The sequence below is a fragment of the Rufibacter sp. JT20002 genome (assembly GCF_056491185.1).
Genome location: NZ_JBSZJY010000003.1, coordinates 346,851 through 367,439 on the forward strand (window position 1 = coordinate 346,851; position 20,589 = coordinate 367,439).

The 20,589-nt window shown below is 49.4% G+C and carries 22 protein-coding genes; 13 read left to right on the forward strand and 9 right to left on the reverse strand.

Annotated features, from left to right (window positions below):
- The first annotated feature begins 84 nt into the window (after positions 1 to 84).
- The 10 genes from ACW9SV_RS15380 to ureG all read left to right on the forward strand — a co-directional run bounded on the left by ACW9SV_RS15380 (position 85) and on the right by ureG (position 9,299).
- Positions 85 to 510: a RidA family protein gene (locus ACW9SV_RS15380; RefSeq protein WP_479557643.1), complete on the forward strand. Its 426-nt coding sequence runs from the start codon at positions 85 to 87 to the stop codon at positions 508 to 510.
- A 267-nt stretch (positions 511 to 777) separates the two neighbouring features.
- Entirely contained in the window at positions 778 to 2,580 is a 1,803-nt protein-coding gene (locus ACW9SV_RS15385; RefSeq protein ID WP_479557644.1) for a MutS-related protein, read from the forward strand.
- A 204-nt stretch (positions 2,581 to 2,784) separates the two neighbouring features.
- Entirely contained in the window at positions 2,785 to 3,030 is a 246-nt protein-coding gene (locus ACW9SV_RS15390; protein WP_479557645.1) for a hypothetical protein, read from the forward strand.
- Between the two features lie 180 nt (positions 3,031 to 3,210).
- Positions 3,211 to 3,651, forward strand: a complete 441-nt coding sequence (locus tag ACW9SV_RS15395; RefSeq protein WP_479557646.1) for a hypothetical protein — start codon at positions 3,211 to 3,213, stop codon at positions 3,649 to 3,651.
- Positions 3,652 to 4,193: 542 nt separating this feature from the next.
- Positions 4,194 to 4,820 carry an urease accessory protein gene (locus ACW9SV_RS15400; RefSeq protein WP_479557647.1) on the forward strand — a complete coding sequence of 209 codons (627 nt, stop codon included), beginning with the start codon at positions 4,194 to 4,196 and terminating at the stop codon, positions 4,818 to 4,820.
- A 44-nt stretch (positions 4,821 to 4,864) separates the two neighbouring features.
- Positions 4,865 to 5,143: an Rdx family protein gene (locus ACW9SV_RS15405; RefSeq protein ID WP_479557648.1), complete on the forward strand. Its 279-nt coding sequence runs from the start codon at positions 4,865 to 4,867 to the stop codon at positions 5,141 to 5,143.
- 26 nt (positions 5,144 to 5,169) lie between these two features.
- Positions 5,170 to 5,925 carry an urease subunit beta gene (locus ACW9SV_RS15410; RefSeq protein WP_479557649.1) on the forward strand — a complete coding sequence of 252 codons (756 nt, stop codon included), beginning with the start codon at positions 5,170 to 5,172 and terminating at the stop codon, positions 5,923 to 5,925.
- A 64-nt stretch (positions 5,926 to 5,989) separates the two neighbouring features.
- Entirely contained in the window at positions 5,990 to 7,711 is a 1,722-nt protein-coding gene (ureC, locus tag ACW9SV_RS15415) for an urease subunit alpha (RefSeq protein ID WP_479557650.1), read from the forward strand.
- Positions 7,712 to 7,841: 130 nt separating this feature from the next.
- Positions 7,842 to 8,519, forward strand: coding sequence for an urease accessory protein UreF (locus ACW9SV_RS15420; RefSeq protein WP_479557651.1), 678 nt, complete (start codon positions 7,842 to 7,844; stop codon positions 8,517 to 8,519).
- Between the two features lie 27 nt (positions 8,520 to 8,546).
- The gene (gene ureG / locus ACW9SV_RS15425; protein ID WP_479557652.1) at positions 8,547 to 9,299 is read left to right on the forward strand and encodes an urease accessory protein UreG; all 753 of its coding nucleotides are present in this window, start codon (positions 8,547 to 8,549) and stop codon (positions 9,297 to 9,299) included.
- 20 nt (positions 9,300 to 9,319) lie between these two features.
- On the opposite strand, the gene ACW9SV_RS15430 is transcribed toward ureG, so the two are convergent.
- Positions 9,320 to 10,177, reverse strand: a complete 858-nt coding sequence (locus tag ACW9SV_RS15430; protein WP_479557653.1) for an urease accessory protein UreD — start codon at positions 10,175 to 10,177, stop codon at positions 9,320 to 9,322.
- A 111-nt stretch (positions 10,178 to 10,288) separates the two neighbouring features.
- Between ACW9SV_RS15430 and ACW9SV_RS15435 the strand changes: the two genes are divergently transcribed.
- The 3 genes from ACW9SV_RS15435 to ACW9SV_RS15445 all read left to right on the forward strand — a co-directional run bounded on the left by ACW9SV_RS15435 (position 10,289) and on the right by ACW9SV_RS15445 (position 13,599).
- Positions 10,289 to 11,164 carry an alpha/beta hydrolase gene (locus ACW9SV_RS15435; RefSeq protein WP_479557654.1) on the forward strand — a complete coding sequence of 292 codons (876 nt, stop codon included), beginning with the start codon at positions 10,289 to 10,291 and terminating at the stop codon, positions 11,162 to 11,164.
- A 215-nt stretch (positions 11,165 to 11,379) separates the two neighbouring features.
- On the forward strand, positions 11,380 to 12,726 hold the full coding sequence (locus tag ACW9SV_RS15440; protein WP_479557655.1) for an NAD(P)/FAD-dependent oxidoreductase: 1,347 nt from the start codon (positions 11,380 to 11,382) through the stop codon (positions 12,724 to 12,726).
- 717 nt (positions 12,727 to 13,443) lie between these two features.
- Complete coding sequence (locus ACW9SV_RS15445) at positions 13,444 to 13,599, forward strand: hypothetical protein (protein ID WP_479557656.1); 156 nt, start codon at positions 13,444 to 13,446, stop codon at positions 13,597 to 13,599.
- Positions 13,600 to 13,843: 244 nt separating this feature from the next.
- Here the strand turns inward: ACW9SV_RS15445 and tsf are convergent, their stop codons facing one another.
- From tsf to ACW9SV_RS15485, 8 genes are all read right to left on the reverse strand, one after another.
- Positions 13,844 to 14,677, reverse strand: a complete 834-nt coding sequence (gene tsf / locus ACW9SV_RS15450; protein WP_479557657.1) for a translation elongation factor Ts — start codon at positions 14,675 to 14,677, stop codon at positions 13,844 to 13,846.
- Between the two features lie 154 nt (positions 14,678 to 14,831).
- Positions 14,832 to 15,593, reverse strand: coding sequence for a 30S ribosomal protein S2 (rpsB, locus tag ACW9SV_RS15455; RefSeq protein ID WP_479557658.1), 762 nt, complete (start codon positions 15,591 to 15,593; stop codon positions 14,832 to 14,834).
- Between the two features lie 24 nt (positions 15,594 to 15,617).
- Positions 15,618 to 16,004 (reverse strand): 30S ribosomal protein S9, encoded by a 387-nt coding sequence (gene rpsI / locus ACW9SV_RS15460; RefSeq protein ID WP_123131211.1) that lies wholly within the window; start codon positions 16,002 to 16,004, stop codon positions 15,618 to 15,620.
- A gap of 14 nt (positions 16,005 to 16,018) precedes the next feature.
- Entirely contained in the window at positions 16,019 to 16,468 is a 450-nt protein-coding gene (rplM, locus tag ACW9SV_RS15465) for a 50S ribosomal protein L13 (protein WP_479557659.1), read from the reverse strand.
- Positions 16,469 to 16,790: 322 nt separating this feature from the next.
- Positions 16,791 to 17,504, reverse strand: a complete 714-nt coding sequence (locus ACW9SV_RS15470; protein ID WP_479557660.1) for an RluA family pseudouridine synthase — start codon at positions 17,502 to 17,504, stop codon at positions 16,791 to 16,793.
- Positions 17,505 to 17,678: 174 nt separating this feature from the next.
- Positions 17,679 to 18,785 (reverse strand): sensor histidine kinase, encoded by a 1,107-nt coding sequence (locus ACW9SV_RS15475; RefSeq protein ID WP_479557661.1) that lies wholly within the window; start codon positions 18,783 to 18,785, stop codon positions 17,679 to 17,681.
- Positions 18,760 to 19,452: a response regulator transcription factor gene (locus tag ACW9SV_RS15480; protein WP_479557662.1), complete on the reverse strand. Its 693-nt coding sequence runs from the start codon at positions 19,450 to 19,452 to the stop codon at positions 18,760 to 18,762. Before ACW9SV_RS15480 ends, ACW9SV_RS15475 begins: the two co-directional genes overlap by 26 nt.
- A 311-nt stretch (positions 19,453 to 19,763) precedes the next feature.
- A complete protein-coding gene (locus ACW9SV_RS15485; RefSeq protein WP_479557663.1) occupies positions 19,764 to 20,495 on the reverse strand; it encodes a DUF3108 domain-containing protein in 732 nt (243 codons plus the stop codon).
- Between the last annotated feature and the right edge of the window lie 94 nt (positions 20,496 to 20,589).

A 20,589-nucleotide genomic window follows, 5' to 3' on the forward strand; every position in this document is an offset into this window, starting at 1 on the left:
GGAGCGGATCTGTTTAAGGTCCGCTCCTTTTTTATGCCTGGCTTTTACCCTACTTTTGGTAAAACAGCGCTAAAGCCTTCGTTTATGGACCATACCTCTTCAGAAGCGATTCATGCCTCCCAAGCCCCGGAACCGGTAGGGCTGTACCCGCACGCCAGACGCGTGGGAAATCTGTTGTTTCTCTCAGGCGTGGGACCGCGGGAAAAAGGGACAAAGCAGATCCCGGGCGTAACGCTTGACCAAGAAGGGAATATTGTTTCCTATGACATAGAGGCGCAGTGCCACTCGGTCTTCAGGAACGTGCGCACCATTCTGGAGGAAGCCGGTACCCGGTGGGAGAACCTGGTAGACGTGACTGTGTTCCTCACCAATATGCAAGCCGATTTTCAAACCTACAACCGCCTGTACGCTGAGTACTTCCAAGACAACCAACCTTGTCGTACTACGGTAGAGGTAAATGCCCTGCCAACCCCCATCGCCATTGAGCTCAAGTGCATCGCCACTATCTAAGAGGTTCTTTGATTCAGGTCTGCTTTTTGAGGAGTTGTCTTTAGTTTAGAAGATGGGTGTGAAGGCAATATTTCAGCTGTTTTCCCTTTTCTAAAGTAAAACTGCTGTTTACGCCCGGCTTTTAAAAAATAGCGCATAAAGCGGATTAACTGATGGCAGTTTCCTATTTTGCCTGGGTAGTTGGGTGTAAGCCTATCTGCAAGACAGAACCTGGTAGGGAATATGTGCCTTTCACCGCGGGTTCTTGATGATTTTGACTTCTTTTTAATGATACAAACTTCTCCAGAAGGGTTGTTTACCGAACGTGAACAGCGCTTTTTCGCCGCCGAGGAGCGGCAGGCTACCAGGTACCGTTGGGTGGGTTGGCTCCGGTTGTCGTTTTTTGTTGCCTCGGTGATTGGCTGCTTGGTGTTGTTTTACTACGGGCACAACGGGGCGGGCTTGGGCTTGCTGATTGGCGGCTACTTTATTTTTGCCACGCTCATCCATTGGCATAACAAAATAGAATACGCCCGAAAACACCAGTTGTACCTGGGCCTGATCAACAGAAGGGAGAAGGAGCGCCTGCACGGGGAATTGAAGGAGTTTCCGGGCGGGGAGGAGTTTCAGGAGCCTAACCATTACTATACCGCAGATTTAGATGTTTTTGGGGATAATTCCCTTTTTCAGCTCCTAAACCGGGCTGTCACCCGGTTGGGTCAACAACGCTTGGCCGAGTGGCTGAAAGCCCCTGCATCGGCAGGTGAGATTCTGGCCCGGCAAGAGGCCGTCGCGGAGTTGCTGCCTGACTTAGAGTGGCGCCAAAACCTGGAGGCTCGGGCTATGCACCACCATCGGAAAACCCAGCAGTTGCCTCAGCCTTTCTTGCAGTGGCTTAAAAGCCCTAACTTCTTCGCCGGGAAAAGCTGGCTGGTGGCCTTGACCTTTCTATTGCCGGTGCTCACTGTAGGCGCCGGGGTGTACTGGGGTCAGGGACATTCCCATTATCCGTTCCTAGGCTTGGTGGTGGTACAGTTCCTGATTGCCTACAAGTTTCAGCAGCAGCGTGATGAGTATTATGAAGAAAGCACTGGCATGTACGAGACCTTGCGTAGCTACACTGATCTGTTGGTGCACATTGAAGGCCGAGACTTCCAAAGCAAAAAAGCCCGCGGCTTGCAGCAGCAACTCAAGATTGACGAGCAGCAAGCTTCCGCTCACGTTAGAAAGCTAGCTTCCATCATTCAGTTCCTCTCGGCACGGCTCAACACCTATTTGAATTTCATCCTGAACCACGTACTCATGTGGGATTTCATCTGGATGTGGCGCCTGGAGCGCTGGAAGAAGACCATGTCCAGCAACATAGGGCAGGTGCTGGATGCTGCCGCCGAATTTGAGGCCCTGGCTAGCCTAGCCGCTTTCCAGTATGCCAACCCAGAATATGCCGTCCCGGTGGTAAGTGCCCAGCCTTTCCAGTTTGAAGCCGCCGATCTCAGCCACCCGCTTATCTTTAGCCCGGGCCGTACTGCCAACAGCATCGCTTTCCAGGGGGCGGGTCAAACCGTACTCATCACGGGTTCCAACATGTCTGGCAAGAGCACATTTCTGCGGGCTGTAGGCGTGAACATGGTGCTGGCATTCACCGGTACGGCTGTTTGCGCCAGACAGGCTACGGTTTTTCCGGGCCAGGTGTACACCAGTATGCGCACCGAAGACAACCTCGCTGAGAACACCTCGTCTTTCTACGCCGAACTGAAACGGCTTAAAATCCTGCTGGACTTAACCCTTACTGGCCAGCCAGTGTACTTCTTCCTGGACGAGATCTTGAAAGGCACCAACTCCCATGACCGTCATCAGGGAGCCATGGCCCTGATCCGGCAGTTGCACCAACGGCAAGCGGCAGGCTTTGTGTCTACCCATGACCTTGAACTGGGGAATATGGAGCAGGAACTACCTGGATCAGTGCAGAACTTCAGCTTTAACAGCTATTTTGAAGATGGCCAGCTGCGTTTTGACTATACCCTGCGGCCCGGCATCTGCCAGAGTTTCAATGCCAGCCAGCTCATGCGCCAGATGGGAATTGAGCTGTAGTTTTGTGCAATTTGAAGAAAACGGGCCTGTATACCCGGGTAGCTTTTGCTTCCCGAAAAGTGCTATTGAAAGTGGGCCTGGGTTCTAGCGAAGCAAAAAAGCAGTAAGAATTCTTACACCTCAGGTGCCTTGTTGTAATCTTGGCGGCTACCTTTACGTACATTAGTTCTGGATTGGATTTATAAAGCTTTATTCTTTTTGCGCATGCGTGTAGTAGCTGACATTCCCCACCCCGACATAAAAATCACCCTGTTGTCCTGGAACGGGAAGTACTTGCTTAAGTTAGAGTTAGGCCCGTTTGAGCAGACCTATAAAGTAAGCGAAATGGAGGTCACCGGCGGTGATGAGGAGGTGAAAAGCTGGTTAGATGAGCCCTTTCTGCAAGCCAGCATTGAACTATTTCTCTCTATGCGTAAAAACCTGTACGAGACCCGTAGTAGGCACGAGTAGTAGGAATATTTTTCGTATTTCTACCTTATTTTCAAAAGATTGGAGTGAAATATCCCCGAAGGCTTGCATTTGCCAAATGCTTCGCCTAAATTCATTTCAAGACAGACAGCAACGACTAAGACTAAGGTATGAGTTTTTAAACCCAAGCGCCACTGAGTAGCGTTTAGTCCCCCTTGCGCCATGAAGATAGGATTTAGCAAGCACATCAAGATTTCCTATCGGGCGGACATGCAAACGGTCATTATCCGTTGGCAGCAGCCTGTCACCTTTACTGAGTTCAAGATGAACTGCCTGGCCATCCTTTCCACGGCCAAAGAGCATGCCGTTTCTTCCTGGTTGTTTGACTGCCGTTCTAAAGGCGAGATGACTCAATTGGAAAGCGATTGGCTTAGTAATGAATTCTACCCCAAAGCCCTGCAGCAAGTTTCTTCTCACGTATTGGTAGCCTGGTTGCTGGCTCCGCGGCAGATGCAGCGACTTCAGGAGGGGGGCACCCTCTCCGCCATCTCCTCAGACCAGCCAGACGTACGTAGGAAAGCCTTCCTCACCGAGAACGAGGCCGTGAAATGGTTGGAAGATTCTGTGGTCCAAGTAGAGCACCGCAACAATCCCCAACAGTAAGCTTGCATTAAAATCTTTAGTTGCCTTTCCTCCGTGTAGCAGACCATTCAAAGGTTTGTGCGAGATTCTCTCGCCTTGAACTAACACCTCAGACCTCTTTCAATCTTTAAAGGATAGCGCAATCTAGTTTCACGCCCTGTTTCCTTAAAAAGTAATTGGCCATAAAACTGCTCATTTTTTGATGGCAAGACCCATCATTCCCTTTCTGGTTTATTTTAGAAAACGGCCAAAGATCCAGTTTGCATCTCTTTGATCTAGATAGTGCTTCGTCTATTTGGGGTTTGCCATAAATTTTTTAAAAATCCTCTTGTTAAGCTTTGTTGCTATGGTTTAAGCTGATTATGGCTGAAAAAAGCCGGAGCATTGAAAACATCAGTTTAAAAAAGTGGTGGAGCCGCTTAAAATAGCTTATTCAAGTCCGATTTTAGAAAAACTGCTATAAGGAGGTTGGTTGTTGCGAAAAATCCTAAAGTTTGAATCTGTGGCTGTGATTATTATATTGTTTTCCAGTTTTAATTAACAGGAAGATAGTTTAAGAATCCATGCAGACCCTGATGCCCTTGATGTTTGCTTCGTTGGTGGGGATGGGCCACGCCTTTGAGGCCGATCACCTGATTGCCGTGGGCAACATCGTCTCCAAACGGGATAATTGGCTATTGGCCATGAAAGACGGGTTGTACTGGGGGTTAGGCCATACCACTACTATTGTGCTGCTGGGTTCTCTCATCATCCTGAGCCAGGTCATCTTTCTGCAATCCACCGGTCTGCAATCGGGGTTCGGGTACCTGGAGGCGGGAGTGGGACTTATGCTGGTGATCATGGGCCTGAGCCGATTAACGAACAAAGAAAACTTTTCCAGATCCAGAACCCCGCGCTACCAGCACAGTTACGCGTATACCGTGGGGCTGGTACACGGTCTGGCCGGGAGCGGTGCCTTGGTGATCTCCATCATGGGCAAGATTGAGAATCCCTGGTTGGGCGTGGCGTACCTGTTCATGTTCGGCTTCGGCTCCATTCTAGGCATGTTTGTGGCCGCGGGCCTGGTGAACGTTCCGTTTACCAGGCGCATGAAGATTGGCAGAACCCTCCGGATGAGCATGGTGGCGGTGTCTTCGGTTCTGTGCGTTGCGTATGGCGGTTGGATGATCTACGAGAACCTCTTGCTGTGAACGCAGGCCCTTTCTACTATTTACCTACTTTCCTAAAACCGGCAATGAAACCCATTATCAGCATAGAATATTGTCCTAAATGCGGCTGGATGCTGCGTGCCGCCTACATGGCCCAGGAACTGCTCACCACCTTCTCCGATGACCTGAAAGGCGTGCTCCTGGAACCCAGCGAGACCAGTGGTACCTACCTCATCCGGATCAACGACCAGGTGATCTTTGACCGGCGGGAGGCAGGCCGTTTTCCCGAGATCAAGGAACTCAAGCAGCTCGTCCGCGACCAGGTGAACCCAGAGAAAAGCCTGGGCCACTCAGACAAAAAATAAAGACTCAAGACTCAGAACTCCCGCCCATGCATCTTTCGCCCAAAGACATAGACAAACTGGTGCTACACAACGCCGGCGTAGTGGCCCAAAAACGCTACGCTCGCGGCCTTCGGCTCAATTACCCCGAGGCCGTGGCGCTAATTGCCACTCAGTTGCTGGAGTTTATCAGGGACGGGGAGCGGGTTGCCACCCTCATGGACAAAGGCAAAAAGATCCTGGGCTTCGCTGATGTCATGGAAGGCGTAGCCGAGTTGGTCCACGAGGTACAGGTGGAAGGCACTTTCCCGGACGGTACCAAGCTGGTTACGGTGCACCACCCCATTTGCCGCAATGAAGGATTACCTGAGCTGGCCCTCTACGGCTCTGGTCTGACCCGCACCCAAAAAACGGCTCCACTTGATACCTTTATCCAACCAAACCCCGGTGAGTACCTGTTGGCCCAAGAGGGAGTGGAACTGAACCAAGGCCGAGCCACCGTGCAAGTGGAGGTAACCAACATGGGCGACCGCCCCGTGCAGGTGGGCTCTCATTATCCGTTCTTTGAAACCAATGCCCTTCTGCAGTTTGACCGCGAAAAAGCGTACGGGTACCGGTTGAATATTCCGGCCGGAACGGCAGTGCGTTTTGAGCCCGGCGAGCGGAAGCAAGTGACTTTGGTAAAACTAGCCGGGGAACAGATAGTCTACGGGGGCAACAATCTGATAAATGGTCCTATGGGAGAGGACCAGAAAGCCGCCGCCCTGGAGAAAGCGCAATCCCTTGATTTCTTAACTACAAAGTAAACTTCCCTTTTGGTCCCTTTTCCTGAAAACGGGCCAGAAACCATCGGCCATCAACAAAACTTTCATGAGCATACACCTAGACCGCCGCGCCTACTCTGATATGTACGGACCTACCGTGGGGGACCGGGTCCGCTTGGGCGATACTGATCTCACCATAGAAGTAGAGAAAGACTACGCCACCTACGGCGAGGAGTGCAAGTTTGGGGGCGGCAAGGTGCTGCGCGACGGCATGGGACAAGCCGCAAGCATCGGCCAAGCCGAGGCCCTGGACCTCATCATCACCAATGCCTTGGTGCTGGACTACACTGGTATCTTCAAAGCCGATATAGGCATCAAGGACGGCCGTATCACCGGTATTGGAAAAGGCGGCAACCCGCACATCATGCCAGGCGTCACCCCCGGAATGGTGATAGGCGTCACTACTGAGGTGGTGGCCGGCGAAGGACTGATTCTCACCGCCGGAGGTATTGACTGTCACATTCACTTTATCTGTCCGCAGCAGATCAATGAGGCACTGGCTTCGGGTGTCACTACCATGGTAGGCGGCGGCACTGGTCCGGCGGCGGGCACTAATGCCACCACTTGTACGCCCGGTGAGTTTTACATTAAGATGATGTTGCAGGCCACCGAGGCTTATCCGTTGAACTTCGGATTTCTGGGCAAAGGCAACTCGTCTAAACCCGAGGGGCTGATAGAACAGGTGGAAGCGGGCGCACTGGGTTTCAAACTTCACGAAGATTGGGGCACCACACCCGCGGCCATCGACACCTGCCTTACCATTGCCGAGCAGTACGATGTGCAGGTCTGCATCCATACTGATACTTTGAACGAAAGCGGTTTTGTGGAGACGTCTACGGCGGCGTTCAAGGGCCGCACCATCCACGCCTACCATACCGAGGGTGCCGGCGGCGGCCATGCCCCAGACATCATCAAAATCTGCGGCGAGCCCAACGTGATACCTTCCAGCACCAACCCTACGCGGCCTTTCACGGTGAACACCATTGACGAGCACTTGGACATGCTCATGGTTTGCCACCACTTAGACAAAAACATCCCCGAAGACGTAGCCTTTGCCGAGAGCCGCATCAGGGGAGAGACCATCGCCGCCGAAGATATTCTGCATGACATGGGTGCTTTGTCCATCATTTCGTCAGATTCACAGGCGATGGGTCGGGTGGGCGAAGTGATTACCCGTACCTGGCAAACAGCCCACAAAATGAAACAGCAACGCGGCCATTTGCCAGAAGATACTGGCTCTACCACCGGGTCAGATAATTTTCGGGCAAAACGGTACGTGGCCAAATACACCATCAACCCGGCCCGCGCCCATGGCTTCTCTGAGGAAATCGGGTCTGTAGAACTGGGCAAACTGGCGGACTTGGTGCTCTGGAAACCTGCCTTCTTCGGCTCACGGCCCGAGATGATCATCAAAGGCGGAATCATTGTGCAGTCGCAGATGGGCGATGCCAATGCTTCTATCCCTACGCCGCAACCGGTATTATCCAGGCCCATGTTCGGGTCCTTTGGCAAAGCTATTTGGCAGACCTCCATGGTATTCGTTTCCAAGGCTTCGGTGGAGTATGTGCAGCAGAACTACGGCTTACAAAAACAGATAGTGGCGGTAAAAGGCTGCCGGTCGGTCTCCAAAAAAGACATGGCCTTGAATGATTACCTGCCCAACATTGAGGTAGACCCCGAGACCTACAAGGTGACCGTAGATGGCGTGCACCTCACCTGCGAGCCTGCCGATAAGTTGCCCTTGGCTCAGTTGTATAACCTGTTTTAACTAATTAAAAATATTGGTGTGCCATTAGGAGCCGAGCAAGGTCTTGTTTTCCGGAACCAAGGTGTTTACAGGCACATTTTACCAAAACCATCCCAAAACAAAATTCCAGTTCAACATCTACCATCTAAAGATGAAATTCGCCCGGCTGCTTCACCTTGTAGATTCCTCTATCCCTACGGGTTCTTTCGCCTATTCTTATGGGTTGGAAAGCAGCATTACGTTTGGACTCATTAAAGACCGGTTGGGGTTGCGGCATTACCTGTATTCCTACTTGCAGCAGGTGGTAGCCATGGAAATCCCGTTTATCAATTCCTGCTTCGGGTTAGAAGCGCCAACGCTAAGCACTCAGCTCTATGAGATGGTAGAGGAGTACGATGTCATGATGCTGGTTCCTTCCATCAGGCGGGCGAGCGTGGGGCAGGGGAAGAACTGGCTGAAGTTGCTGGAATCCTTCTACCCTAACTCAGACATACAAGACATCCGGCAATGGTTTGCGTTGCAGGAACTGCCTCCTCATTTTGTGCCGGTGTTCGCCCTTTGCTTGAAGCAGGTGGAGATTGAGTTATCAGATGTGCAAACCATGTACCTGCACATGGCCCTGCGCGACCAGGTGAGTGCCGCCATCCGGTTGGGCTTCCTGGGTCCCATGGAAGGACACAAGCTGCAACATGATTTCTACACTATTTTCGAAAATCTGCTCCAAAACCAGGCTGCAGTTGACTACACCCAAGCCACTCGGTCGGCTTTTCTGCTGGATGCCGTGCAGGTGCTGCAGGAAGACATTTATTCTAAGTTGTTCCAAAATTAACTCACACTCTTTACTTACCCTGAAGCTATGCCTTTTGTAGAAAAACTAGCCCTTTTGCTGCACGGACACACCCATGAGTTCTATGAGTCACCGGGTTCATTTGAGGAGCGCGAGACCCGCAAACTGCCGCCCTACCGCAACTTCAGAAAGCGGGCGTTTACGGTTGGCATTGGCGGACCCGTGGGTACCGGAAAAACGGCGCTGCTCAAAGCCCTATGCGAGCGTCTCCGCAACGAGTACCAGTTGGGCGTAGTCACCAATGATATCTTCACCCGTGAAGATGCCGAGTTCCTTATCCGCCATAGCGCCCTTTCCGCCGACCGCATTGTGGGCGTGGAGACCGGTGGCTGTCCGCATGCGGCCATTCGGGAAGATATCTCCCTTAACATGGATGCCTTGGAAGGTCTCATGGCTAAATTCAACAACCAAATAGACCTGCTGTTTGTGGAGAGCGGCGGTGATAACCTAGCGGCCCATTTCAGCCGGGAGTTGGTAGACTATTCCATCTATGTCATTGATGTCTCGGGCGGCGATAAGATCCCTCGCAAAGGTGGGCCCGGTATTACTCAGTCAGACTTACTTGTGATCAACAAGATTGACATCGCGGACCTGGTGCGCGCTGATTTGGGCGTAATGGAACGGGACTCTAAAAAGATGCGCGGAGACGGCCCATTTGTGTTTGCGCGGGCTCTGGATAGCTATAATCTGGACGTGATTATCGACCAAATTATCAAAGCAAAGCAAAAAGCGCTGGAGTCGGTGCGGGAAGAAAGGCGGTAGGGCGGAAGCGCTCCTTTCCATCAATACTTACGCTCTAACGGGTTGTACCCGAAGAACGCTTCGCCGCTGAGTTCTTTTAGAAGGTGTTGGCAGGTGGGTTCCAGGTCCTGGCGGCTTTTGCCCATGGCCCGGAGCAGATACACACCTTCCTTCACCTCTGAGACAGAGATGACGTAATCCTGGTCTCCCATATCAAAGCTGATGTTCCGGCTGCTGGTAATCTTCAGTTGCATCAGCGTTTGGGCTAAGGCCTTGAAACGCTCATCGTCTGGGGAGCCAACCAGATAAGCTGAGAACATGGTTTGGTACGTGTCAAAGTTTGCCGGCGAGCCAGCAATGTGTTCTTCGGGCCTGAATGAAAACCTATCTAGCAGCACCAGTTTCCCGGCCACCGACACTTTCAGCTCAGAAGAGAAGGACTGGAACAGAAACCGTTCGTCTTGATCCATGCGGCCCGAGTGAAACCAGTCAATCACCAGCAACAACGCCGATGCGGGTAAGTGCCAGTGCTGCGTTTGCTTGTACCGGCTGTTTTCCTGGGGCACCACCGGGTCGGGAAAGGTTACCACCAGGGCTCCTTCACCTACTTGGCCAGTGATGTGCTGCTCTGCCGTGGCGCCGTTGGTGCTCTTGAAGATCTTGGTGTTGGCTTGGGTGCTGAGGAAGAGTTTGGCCTGGGAACCACAGGTAACCCGCAGGTTGATCTGGTCTCCGGCCACCATGCCGCCTCCGTAACTGGATAGCACCACGTGGCAACCGGGGTAAGAGGAGCCAGGGTTCAGAATCTTCAGGGGCTGTATGTTTTTGCTCGAAATGACCCTAGATTTCCCCTTGACGAATGCGACCTCTAGCTCGCTCCAGATTTTTTGATGCTCCATCTACCCTTATTTGGACGGTAAAATAGAGAAGAATCAGCAGAAAGCTACTATACTTAGGGTGAGCAAACGAAACCAACCAAAAGATCCTCCGCTGTGAAACAAAAACCTTTGATGCGTCAATTTCTCCTATCCCTCCTGTTGCTTTTTTCCTGGCCAGCCCTGGCCCAACAACACGGCACGTTACAGGAAAGCCTGAAAACCAAAAGTAAGATTCTGGGTACCGATGTCAAGTACTCCATCTACTTGCCCGCCGACTATTCTACCTCTAATCGCCGGTATCCTGTGTTGTACCTGTTGCACGGCTACACCGATGATGAAACCGGCTGGTCTCAGTTTGGCGAGGCCCACCTGATTGCCGACCGCCTGATGCAGGCCGGTCAGATTCCGCCTATGATCATTGTCATGCCCGATGCTGGGGTTTCCTGGTACGTGAACAGTGTTGACGCGAAAGTGAAGTACGAGGATTTCTTTGTCAAAGAATTCATTCCCTACGTGGACAAGATCTTCCGGACCCGCAGCAGCAAAGAGTCCAGGGCGGTGGCCGGTTTGTCCATGGGAGGCTATGGTACCCTGATTATGGCAATGAAGCACCCTGAACTGTTTTCTGCCGCCGCCCCCTTGAGTTCTGCCGTCTTCACCGAGGAGGAATTCAAGAACATGCCCGAAGACAACTACAACCGGGTCTTTGCCGGCATCTACGGGCAGCACCCCAAAGGGCAGGAGCGCCTGAGCACCCACTGGAACCAGAACTCCATCCTTAGAATTGTAGAAACCACCCCGGCAGACTCGCTTAAGAAAGTGAAGTACTACATTGATTGCGGAGACGATGATTTTCTCATCAAAGGAAACATGGCCCTGCATGCCGCTATGATTGACCAAAAGATTCCGCATGAGTTCAGAGTGCGGGACGGAGGCCATACCTGGTCTTATTGGCGTACCGCTTTACCAGAGGTGTTGAAGTTTGTGGGAGAGAGCTTTCACCGGTAATAAATCCGTATCCTTTCTTCTGAAGCCGTTTAGAGGCAGTTTTCCGGTAAACTGCCTCTAAACGGCTTTTTCTTTGCAGAGGAGGTAATCAAGAGAATCAGGGCAAAGTTCTCTCCAAATAGAAAATCTTATATACCGAAAATGCAGTATAAGTCTATGAATCAGGAAAGCCTTCTGTGCTACGGAAGGTTTCCTTTAACTTCTATTGACTGCTTATGCTTCATATAAAAGAGCTTACCCTAAATATACCTGAAACTACCAAGCCCAGAGTGGTGATCATTGGTGGTGGATTTGGTGGTGTGAACGTGGCAAAGAAACTATCTGGCAAGGAGTTTCAGGTGGTGATGTTTGACCGGCAGAATTACCATGGTTTCTGGCCGCTGCTGTACCAGGTGGCCACCGCCGGACTGGAGCCAGATGCCATTGCCGAGCCGCTCCGCAAGATGTTTGACGAAGACTATGAGGACTTCCACTTCAGGCAAGTAAAAGTAACGGGCATTAACCCCGCGGCCAAAACCGTAACTACCCTGGTGGGTGAGCTGGCTTATGATTTTGTGATTATCGCTACTGGTACCAAGTCCAATTACTTCGGAAACGAACAAATCAAGAAGTTCTCGTTCCCGCTCAAGCAGGTGCCAGATGCCCTTAACCTGCGCAGCCAGCTTCTGCAGTCCTTTGAGCAGGCCAACATGATCAAAGACCCGGCCGTGCGGCAAAGCCTCCTCAATATAGTGATTGTGGGCGGAGGCCCTACGGGGGTAGAGCTTGCCGGTGCCCTGGCCGAGATGCGGAAACACGTTCTGCCAGGAGATTACCCGGGCATGGACTTCAGTTTGATGAATATCTATTTGGTGGAGGGGTTGGACCGGGTGCTGCCTCCTATGTCACCAGAGTCTAGTGCCACCACCAAACGCTACTTAGAGGATGTAGGCATTAATGTCAAGCTGAATACCTTGGTAGAGTCTTATGATGGGCAAGTAGTGACCTTTAAGGGCGGGGAGCAGATCAGAACCCAAACCCTGATCTGGGCAGCAGGTGTATCCGGGGCGCAGATAGCCGGCTTGCCACCCGAGGCCAGCGAGAGAGGTCGGTACCTAGTAGACCCTTTCAACCAGGTGATCGGTTTTCCTAATGTGTTTGCCATAGGTGACATTGCGTACATGAAAACCGAGAAGTGGCCGAAAGGACACCCTGGTGTAGCGCAGCCTGCCATCCAACAAGGGCAGCACCTGGCCAAAAACCTCCGCCGGATTATTCGCAATGAGCCCTTGGTGCCATTTGAGTACTTTGACAAAGGATCGCTGGCCATCATAGGCCGAAACCGCGCCGTTGCCGATCTTCCAAAGAATATGCACTTGAAAGGATTCATCGCTTGGATGGCTTGGCTCTTTGTGCATATCTATTATCTGATAGGATTTAGGAATAAATTGATAGTGCTCGCCAACTGGCTCTATAAATTCTTTACCTACGAGAACGGAACGCGTCTGATTATCAGGCCTTTTTTACGGAAAGATGATATTGCCGGACAAGAGTTTGTTAGGAAGCAGGCGGAGCTGGATTGAGTTTTGCGTACCTGTTCAACCAACTGATTCTACTACACCTTTGGGGGGCCTGCTTTTGCAGGCCCTTTCCTTTGCAATAACTTCTTTCACTTTCTGAATAAGATCTGCCCTTGCAGATATTCCCTGTCTTGACCAATCATAGCCTTTTTAGGCCATATACTTATGTGTTCTTCCTTTTTAGAAAAGTAGCTAGACCTTGTTGCTCTTTGCAATCAAACCCTATGCTAAAAAGAAAGGGTCTTAAAGTTCACCTTTTCTTAAACTACTGCTTTTGTAGAAATACGCCTTTGAACGCGCTCAATGAGGTATTTAGTATGCATGTATATGATTTAACTAATTTATTTATTACTTAGTTTTAGGTAATATCCTTTAAATTATAGAAAATAGTAAATAATTTTTTGGATGATATGAATTTTGCACTATATTAGATGAACAAAATAATATCAAGTGGTAGGTGCTAGGTGAAAAATAGCTATAAACTTAAGTAAGTAGTGTTGCACTTAAGCATTATGTTTTAGTTATTGATTGGTAGACTTGTTATATTTTTTAATAAGAAAGTAACAAATTGCAGAACGTTTTAATTTTTCTTTCTGTTCAGGAGAGAAATAAGAATAGAAGAGGTAAGAACTAAGAAGCTAACCTCACCAGAGTAAAACCAGAATTTAGAGCCATTTTTCCTATACCTAATATCATTGTTAAATCAGAAACCTTTAAGTTATGAAAGCAAAAGCCACCTTCTTGAGTTACATTTCTGCTGAAAAGAGAAAAAGAAAAGAGCAACTAAAAGCCAATAGTGCTAACAACACCAAAGCACACGGCGAGCAAGTGTCGCAACTTGAGAAAAGAGTTTCTATGACTGCTGCAGGTAACTAATAGGTTTCTATTCTAGCAGTGCCGTAATCTGAGCCTACACCACATCACTTATAGCATAAACAAATCTTTATAGTTAAAAACCTATACAATTAAGCTAGGGTTTTCCTTTCTGGATGCGTGCTTTTCAAGCGATGCCCAGCTGGGTACTCTTATAAGTGAATTAAATAAGATTATCAGATTCAAAAGAAAAGCCCCGCTGTGATAGTCAGCGGGGCTTTTGATTTATGAAAGCGGTGCTTTCAGCTTAGCCGATGGCTACACGCTTGAACTCAGTAACGGTCATGCCTTTGGAAGTGTTATCCAACAATTTGGCAATAGTCAAAGATGGGTCTTTCACAAACTCCTGGTTCAACAAAGTGCTTTCTTTGTAGAATTTGTTCAGTTTACCTTGGGCGATTTTCTCTAGCATTTCTTCTGGTTTCCCTTCGGCACGAGCCTGCTCTTTACCGATCTCGATCTCACGCTGGATGGTATTTGCATCAACACCATCTTTGTCTACTGCAATTGGTTTCATAGCCGCAATCTGCATAGCCACGTCTTTACCAACCTCAGTTACTTCGTTTCCGCCGGTGTTGGTTAAGCCTACCAATACACCCAGTTTACCGTTAGAGTGGTTGTAAGCAACTACTCTCTCAGCGGTTACGGTCTCGTAAGAAACTACGTCAATTTTCTCACCAATTTTACCCATCAGGTCAGTGATGTGGTCTTGCAGTGAGCGGCCATCAGCCTGAGGCGTAGCCAATAAATCTTCTTTGGTGCCAGAAGTGTTAGCTACGGCAGCAGCCAATACAGTTTGGGCCAAAGTTCTGAAATCTTCTACTTTAGATACTGGCTCAGTCTCGCAAGCAAGCGCGATCACTGTTCCAACAGTACCATCAGCGTTAACCTGCGTCAATACCGCTCCTTCAGAAGTAGCGTTGTCAGCACGCTTGCTGGCAATTTTCTGACCTTGTTTACGAAGGATATCTTTGGCTGTCTCAAAGTCGCCGTTGGCTTCAGTCAACGCTTTTTTGCAGTCCATCATACCTGCGCCAGTTTCCTGACGAAGTCTGTTTACATCTTGTGCTGTAATAGCCATTGTTCTTTTATTAAGAAATACGGTTAATAAGTTTCAGTAGGAGAGGGAATTACCGGTAAGGCGGGTTCCCGTTAGGTTAAAAAGAAACTGAACATCAGTGGCCAAGCTTCCTAATGTTCAGTTTCCTTTACAAATCTATAAAGAGATCAGAGGCTTATTCAGCGTCAATTTTCTCCTGGATGCCTTCTTCTTCAGAACGCTTTCTGTCAGTGTCTTCTTTGTCTACTTTACGCTCAGACAGACCTTCTTCAATGGCGCGGCCAATCAAAGATGTGATCAAAGAGATAGACTTAGAAGCGTCATCGTTTGCCGGGATCGGGAAGTCAACTAACTCTGGGTTAGAGTTGGTATCTACAATCGCGAATACTGGCAAGTTCAGTTTCTGTGCTTCTTTGATGGCGATGCCTTCACGCTTCACGTCAACAATGAACAAGGCAGCTGGGAGACGTGACAAGTCAGCGATACCACCCAACACACGGTCAAGTTTCTCACGCTCACGAGACAGCATCAAACGCTCACGTTTCGCCATTGCAGCATACGCAGTGTTTTCTTTCACCATTTTGTCAATAGTTGACATTTTCTTCAAAGACTTGCGTACAGTCTGGAAGTTAGTCAACATACCACCTAACCAACGATCGGTCACGTAAGGCATTTTAAGGCGTTTTGCCTCTTCAGCCACAATGTCCTGTGCTTGTTTTTTTGTGGCGACAAACAAAATCTTACGGCCAGACTTAGCGATCTGCTTAATAGCAGCAGTAGCCTCGTCAATAGAAGCAAGCGTTTTGTTCAGGTCAATGATGTGGATGCCGTTTTTCTCCATGAAAATGTACGGAGCCATTTTAGGATCCCATTTTCTGGTAAGGTGACCAAAGTGTACACCGGCGTCCAGTAATTCTTTATATGTGGTATTAGCCATGATATTGATACAGCTGATGATATATTAACGTTTAGAGAACTGGAAGGAACGACGAGCTTTGCGCTTACCGAATTTCTTACGCTCCACCATACGTGGGTCACGCGTTAAGAATCCTTCTTTTTTCAGGGCTGGACGGGTCTCAGCGTTTTCTTCCACCAAAGCTTTGGTGATTGCCAAACGAAGGGCTTCTGCCTGACCGGCCACGCCACCGCCTTTGATATTCGCCTTAATGTCGTATTTGCCAACTGCATCTAACAGCGACAATGGCTGCTGTACGATGGTTTGCAATACTTCACTAGGGAAGTATTCCTTAATATCTCTATCGTTAATAGTGATATTCCCTTGCCCTGACGTCATGTAAATGCGCGCCACCGAGGTTTTTCTTCTACCAGATGTATTGAGAACTTCCATTAAATATGTCTAGATTATTTTGTAAGTTTTACTTGAACAGGCTGTTGTGCAGCATGCGGATGCTCAGTGCCAGCATACACGTACAGGTTACGGAATTGCTCACGGCCCAAACGGGTTCTTGGCAACATTCCTTTCACGGCGCGCTCTACCAACAGGGTAGAAGATTTAGCTTTCAGCTCACGCGGAGTGAAGGTCTTCTGACCACCTGGGTATCCAGTGTGCGTCACGAAGGTTTTCTTGTCCCACTTCTTACCGGTCATACGAACTTTATCCGCATTGATCACGATCACGTTATCGCCGCAGTCAGCGTTAGGCGTGAAAGAAGGTTTGGTTTTACCGCGAAGGATCATCGCGATCTGAGAGGCCACACGGCCAAGGGTTGAGTCTCCGGCGTCTATCACTACCCAGCCTTTATCAGCGGCCGCCTTATTAACTGATAGCGTCTTATAACTTAAATGGTCCATTGTAAATGGTTAACGAGTGAAAAAATTGAATGCTTTTTCTTAAAAATGGTCACAAAGATACGAGCTTTCTTTTTGGCGTGCAATACCATTTGCATTTATTCCCTTGAAAATCAAGAGAATTCAAAAGAGAATAGCCGCTTGAAGGTTAAGCCTGAAGCATTTATCTAAAAAGACGCGTCTGTTTAGAGGCGTTTTCAAGAAAACTGCCCCTAAATAGACGCGTTTGAAAAAGCATATTTAGACTACCAACAAGTATTTGCAACTAAGTTTTCAAGCTACTACTAGCAGTCGGCTCAAGGCTTGCAAAAGCCTACACTAAGAATCAGCTGTTTTTCCGGAGCAGTTTCACCAGAACGTCAAAGTCTTTGGGGTATTCTGCGGTTACGGTCACCGGTTCCCCGTTCAGCAGGGTGAAGCCCAGTTGGTAGGAGTGGAGCGCGAAGCGTTTGATGACGGGCTGTTCCTGGGTGTCTTTGGCTAGGTTGAATTTGCGTTTGAGGCTGGAGAGATACAACGGCTCACCCCCATACAACTCATCTTGCACAATAGAGGCTTTCAGGAACGCCAGGTGCAAACGGATCTGGTGCATACGACCCGTGATAGGTTTGCATTCTACCAGAGTATGACGGCTGAATTTCTCCAGCGTGGTAAAATACGTTTGCGCAGGTTTGCCTTTAAAAGCCAGTTTAGCCACTCCTTTCAGGCCGGGTTGAATGGCGCGGTCTACCAGCAGGTTCTCAAACTCATGGCTTCCCCAGGCCACCGCGTGGTACACCTTCTGTACCTGGCGGTTTTCAAACTGCATGGAGAGATGGCGGTACGCCTCGGGGTTCTTGGCAATGGCCAGACAGCCCGATGTTTCTTTATCTAACCGGTGGCAGGCCTGGGCATCCTCATGATACTGGCGCGCCAGTGTAAGTAAGTTAGTGGCGTTAAAAGAACGGTCTTCTAAGGTGGCCAGAAACGGAGGTTTGTTGACTACAATGAAATCGTCGTTCTCAAAAATAATAAGGTCGCGGAAAGCGGGTAACTTCATAGAAATGCATGTGTGACGGCAGAGAGTAGAGCCGTTTTCAACCCGCTTTTACGAAAACAGGGCAAAAACGACGGCTTTCTCTGTATTGCTGCAAAGATACCCATTATTTCCGTCTTGCTGGTTTTCCTGTTTAGAGCCGCTTTCAAGTAAAACCGCGCCTAAACGGGTGATGGATTATGCCTTCTGTTTTGACAATTTAAACCGAAGGGTTGTACCCTGGCCTACCTCAGAATCTACCACAATCACAGATTTGTGCGCCTCCACTATGTGTTTGGAGATGGCCAACCCTAGCCCCGAACCTCCGCCCGATACATCGCGGGTCCGGCTTTTGTCTATGCGGTAGAACCGCTCAAAAATGCGGTTAAGGTGTTCTTTCGGAATTCCGGGCCCGTCATCCCGCACGGTTACCAACGTCTTTTTCTTGCCGTCATGGAACGAGAGCCAGATGTTGCCGTTCTCCCTGCCGTATTTGATGGCATTGTCAATGAGATTGATTAACACCTGTTTAATGCGCCCGCGGTCTCCTATTACTTTGAAACTTTCTTCGGGGTCATTCAGCAAATGGATGGTGATGTTTCTGGACTGCGCTTTGCCTTCCAACTGCTCGAAGACTTCCTGCCCTAGTTCATTTAGGTCAAAGGTTGATTTCTTCATCTGGATCACGCCTTTCTCTAACTGCGAGATGGTGATCAGGTCCTGCACCAGCGTGTCAAGCCCGTCTAGACTTTTGGCGGCTTTCATAAGGAACTTGTCCCGTACCCGCTCATCATCCATGGCGCCGTCTAAGAGCGTATGGATAAATCCTTGGGCGGCGAAGATGGGAGTTTTAAGCTCATGGGAAACATCGGCCAGGAACTCCCGGCGCATGGCCTGCAGGCGCTTGAGCTCTTCAATTTCTTTCTGGTTACGCTCGGCCAGTAAATAAATTTCATCTTTGATGCGCTGTAGGGGATCTGGGCGGAAGAGGAATTTGGTACTCATTTGCTTGAACTCCTTCCGTTTGAATTTCTCCAGACCCGCGTAGATGTTGTTAATTTCCCTGAAGATCAAGGCTTCATAGGAGAAGTACACCAACAAAAAGCAGGCAGAGAAAGTGAGGGCCAAGGCCAGCACACGCTGCTTAAACTCCAAATAGGGGGAGATGCCCAGGTAAATGGCAATAATCAAGGCCACCAGCACCGAAATGAGGATGGCAATTCTCTGCGAACTCAGCTTTATCCCTTTAGAGGGCGGGGTAGCGGTAGGTGGGGCAGGTTTAGTCGGTGTTGAATTTGTAGCCAACGCCTTTAATCGTCTTTATTTGGTCTTCGCCTATTTTCTCGCGCACTTTTCTGATGTGCACATCCACGGTGCGCGCAATCACAAACACATCATTTCCCCACACGTTGTTCAGCAACTCGTCGCGGGAGAATACTTTGTTGGGCGTGGCCGCCAGAAAAGACAGCAGCTCAAATTCCTTCTTGGGTAACGTGATTTTCTGATCGCCTTTGTGCACCATAAAGCTGGTGCGGTCTATGCGCAGGCCAGAAATCTCTATCACGGGAACTTGCTCGGGCGTCTGGCTGGTGTCGCGTCGTTTAAACGCAGCCAACCGGCTAATCAAGGCTCTAGGCTTGATGGGTTTCACGATGAAGTCATCGGCGCCAGCGTCAAAGGCGGCCACCTCAGAGAATTCCTCGCTGCGGGCTGTCAGGAAAAGGATGTGCGTGTCTCTGAACTTAGGGTTCTCGCGCAGTTGGCGGCAAGCCGTAATCCCGTCCATAACTGGCATCATCACGTCCAACAGAATAATGTCTGGGATGAATTTCTTGGCTTGGTCCAGCGCCACTTGCCCGTTCTGGGCCTGGGCTACCTCGTACCCTTCCTTTTCCAGGTTGTACTGTAACAGTTCCACGATGTCTGGATCATCGTCTACTACCAGAATCTTGTATTTAGCCGGCGTTTGCATAGAATGCGGTTTACTTAAAAGAGCGGTACACGTAAGGTAATCTCTTGAAAAATCAGGCTAAAATCGTGTCGTTAATAGACTACGAGTTTCTGAATTTCAGGATAAAGATAGGGAATAGTCTTCAGTAGGCGTTTATTTGGGAATTCTATTTCGTGTTAACAAATTGTTATGCAGGGTGATGGAAAAATAAGCAAGAAGAACACCTTCGGCTTTTTTGAGCTTAGTTTAAGTAAAATGCTGTTGAAACAGAAACGCCGCCAGAGATAGCTCTCTGGCGGCGTTTCTGTTTCAACTTATATAATGGGAGGACTTTACTTCACCACATTTAACCTGCTTTGGAGGCCGCTGTATTTGTAAAGGTCTACTTTCACGGAGCCTACAAACATTTCGGCCTGGAACATCACCGGTATTTTATTTGCGTCGTCAGAGAAGTAGACAGAGATAGCATCTTCTCCGCTGAACAAGCGGTTCTTGGGCATTCTGGGCACCAAGCGGTGCGCGCGTATTTTACCGGCTTTGGTGTCAACCGTGGTTTTGCCGCGGTACGTGACGGTCATGTCAAACACCTCGTCGCCTAAAAAGCCTTGCATTCTTACGGTTTGCCCCGGCTTAAAACTGTTCAGGTCTAAGGTGCGCAGATAGTAGAAGCCACTTACCATGTCCTGAGCATTATCTGGCACTTTGAAGACCTGGTTCTTTTTCTCGTCACGGCTATCGTTTACTACTACTGTGTTCTTGAAGTGATCAAAGTCAGTGGTCTCTTTGCGGCGGTACTTGCCTTCTTCAATGTTGCGGTGGAAGCGTAAGGGCAACATGGAGGAGGTGTCAATGAAGGATGTCCAGGTGTCCCGTACCCGGTGGAAGAAGTCAAAAGAGCCTATGGTCTTGCCACTTACCGTTGTCTGGTAACAGGGCCGGTTGTTGATGCGCTGGAGGTTGGAAGCCACGTTGATGGTGGCCTCGCCGGCATTGATAAGGCCGTAGTGTACTTTATATTGAAGTACCTCGCCAGGGGCAAAGGAATCATTTTTTACGGTGCGCATGGTGTCCTCAACTGCAAAGCCGCTCAAAACCAATCCTAATAAAGGTACTATAAGTAGTAGTTGATGTTTTACACGCATAAGCCAATATTTCCTA

Excerpts from the sequence above, each read along its gene's own strand:
- ACW9SV_RS15380 (WP_479557643.1), top strand. The coding sequence starts at position 85 with ATGGACCATACCTCTTCAGAAGCGATTCATGCCTCCCAAGCCCCGGAA.
- ACW9SV_RS15385 (WP_479557644.1), top strand. The coding sequence starts at position 778 with ATGATACAAACTTCTCCAGAAGGGTTGTTTACCGAACGTGAACAGCGC.
- ACW9SV_RS15390 (WP_479557645.1), top strand. The coding sequence starts at position 2,785 with ATGCGTGTAGTAGCTGACATTCCCCACCCCGACATAAAAATCACCCTG.
- ACW9SV_RS15395 (WP_479557646.1), top strand. The coding sequence starts at position 3,211 with ATGAAGATAGGATTTAGCAAGCACATCAAGATTTCCTATCGGGCGGAC.
- ACW9SV_RS15400 (WP_479557647.1), top strand. The coding sequence starts at position 4,194 with ATGCAGACCCTGATGCCCTTGATGTTTGCTTCGTTGGTGGGGATGGGC.
- ACW9SV_RS15405 (WP_479557648.1), top strand. The coding sequence starts at position 4,865 with ATGAAACCCATTATCAGCATAGAATATTGTCCTAAATGCGGCTGGATG.
- ACW9SV_RS15410 (WP_479557649.1), top strand. The coding sequence starts at position 5,170 with ATGCATCTTTCGCCCAAAGACATAGACAAACTGGTGCTACACAACGCC.
- ureC (WP_479557650.1), top strand. The coding sequence starts at position 5,990 with ATGAGCATACACCTAGACCGCCGCGCCTACTCTGATATGTACGGACCT.
- ACW9SV_RS15420 (WP_479557651.1), top strand. The coding sequence starts at position 7,842 with ATGAAATTCGCCCGGCTGCTTCACCTTGTAGATTCCTCTATCCCTACG.
- ureG (WP_479557652.1), top strand. The coding sequence starts at position 8,547 with ATGCCTTTTGTAGAAAAACTAGCCCTTTTGCTGCACGGACACACCCAT.
- ACW9SV_RS15430 (WP_479557653.1), bottom strand. The coding sequence starts at position 10,177 with ATGGAGCATCAAAAAATCTGGAGCGAGCTAGAGGTCGCATTCGTCAAG.
- ACW9SV_RS15435 (WP_479557654.1), top strand. The coding sequence starts at position 10,289 with ATGCGTCAATTTCTCCTATCCCTCCTGTTGCTTTTTTCCTGGCCAGCC.
- ACW9SV_RS15440 (WP_479557655.1), top strand. The coding sequence starts at position 11,380 with ATGCTTCATATAAAAGAGCTTACCCTAAATATACCTGAAACTACCAAG.
- ACW9SV_RS15445 (WP_479557656.1), top strand. The coding sequence starts at position 13,444 with ATGAAAGCAAAAGCCACCTTCTTGAGTTACATTTCTGCTGAAAAGAGA.
- tsf (WP_479557657.1), bottom strand. The coding sequence starts at position 14,677 with ATGGCTATTACAGCACAAGATGTAAACAGACTTCGTCAGGAAACTGGC.
- rpsB (WP_479557658.1), bottom strand. The coding sequence starts at position 15,593 with ATGGCTAATACCACATATAAAGAATTACTGGACGCCGGTGTACACTTT.
- rpsI (WP_123131211.1), bottom strand. The coding sequence starts at position 16,004 with ATGGAAGTTCTCAATACATCTGGTAGAAGAAAAACCTCGGTGGCGCGC.
- rplM (WP_479557659.1), bottom strand. The coding sequence starts at position 16,468 with ATGGACCATTTAAGTTATAAGACGCTATCAGTTAATAAGGCGGCCGCT.
- ACW9SV_RS15470 (WP_479557660.1), bottom strand. The coding sequence starts at position 17,504 with ATGAAGTTACCCGCTTTCCGCGACCTTATTATTTTTGAGAACGACGAT.
- ACW9SV_RS15480 (WP_479557662.1), bottom strand. The coding sequence starts at position 19,452 with ATGCAAACGCCGGCTAAATACAAGATTCTGGTAGTAGACGATGATCCA.
- ACW9SV_RS15485 (WP_479557663.1), bottom strand. The coding sequence starts at position 20,495 with ATGCGCACCGTAAAAAATGATTCCTTTGCCCCTGGCGAGGTACTTCAA.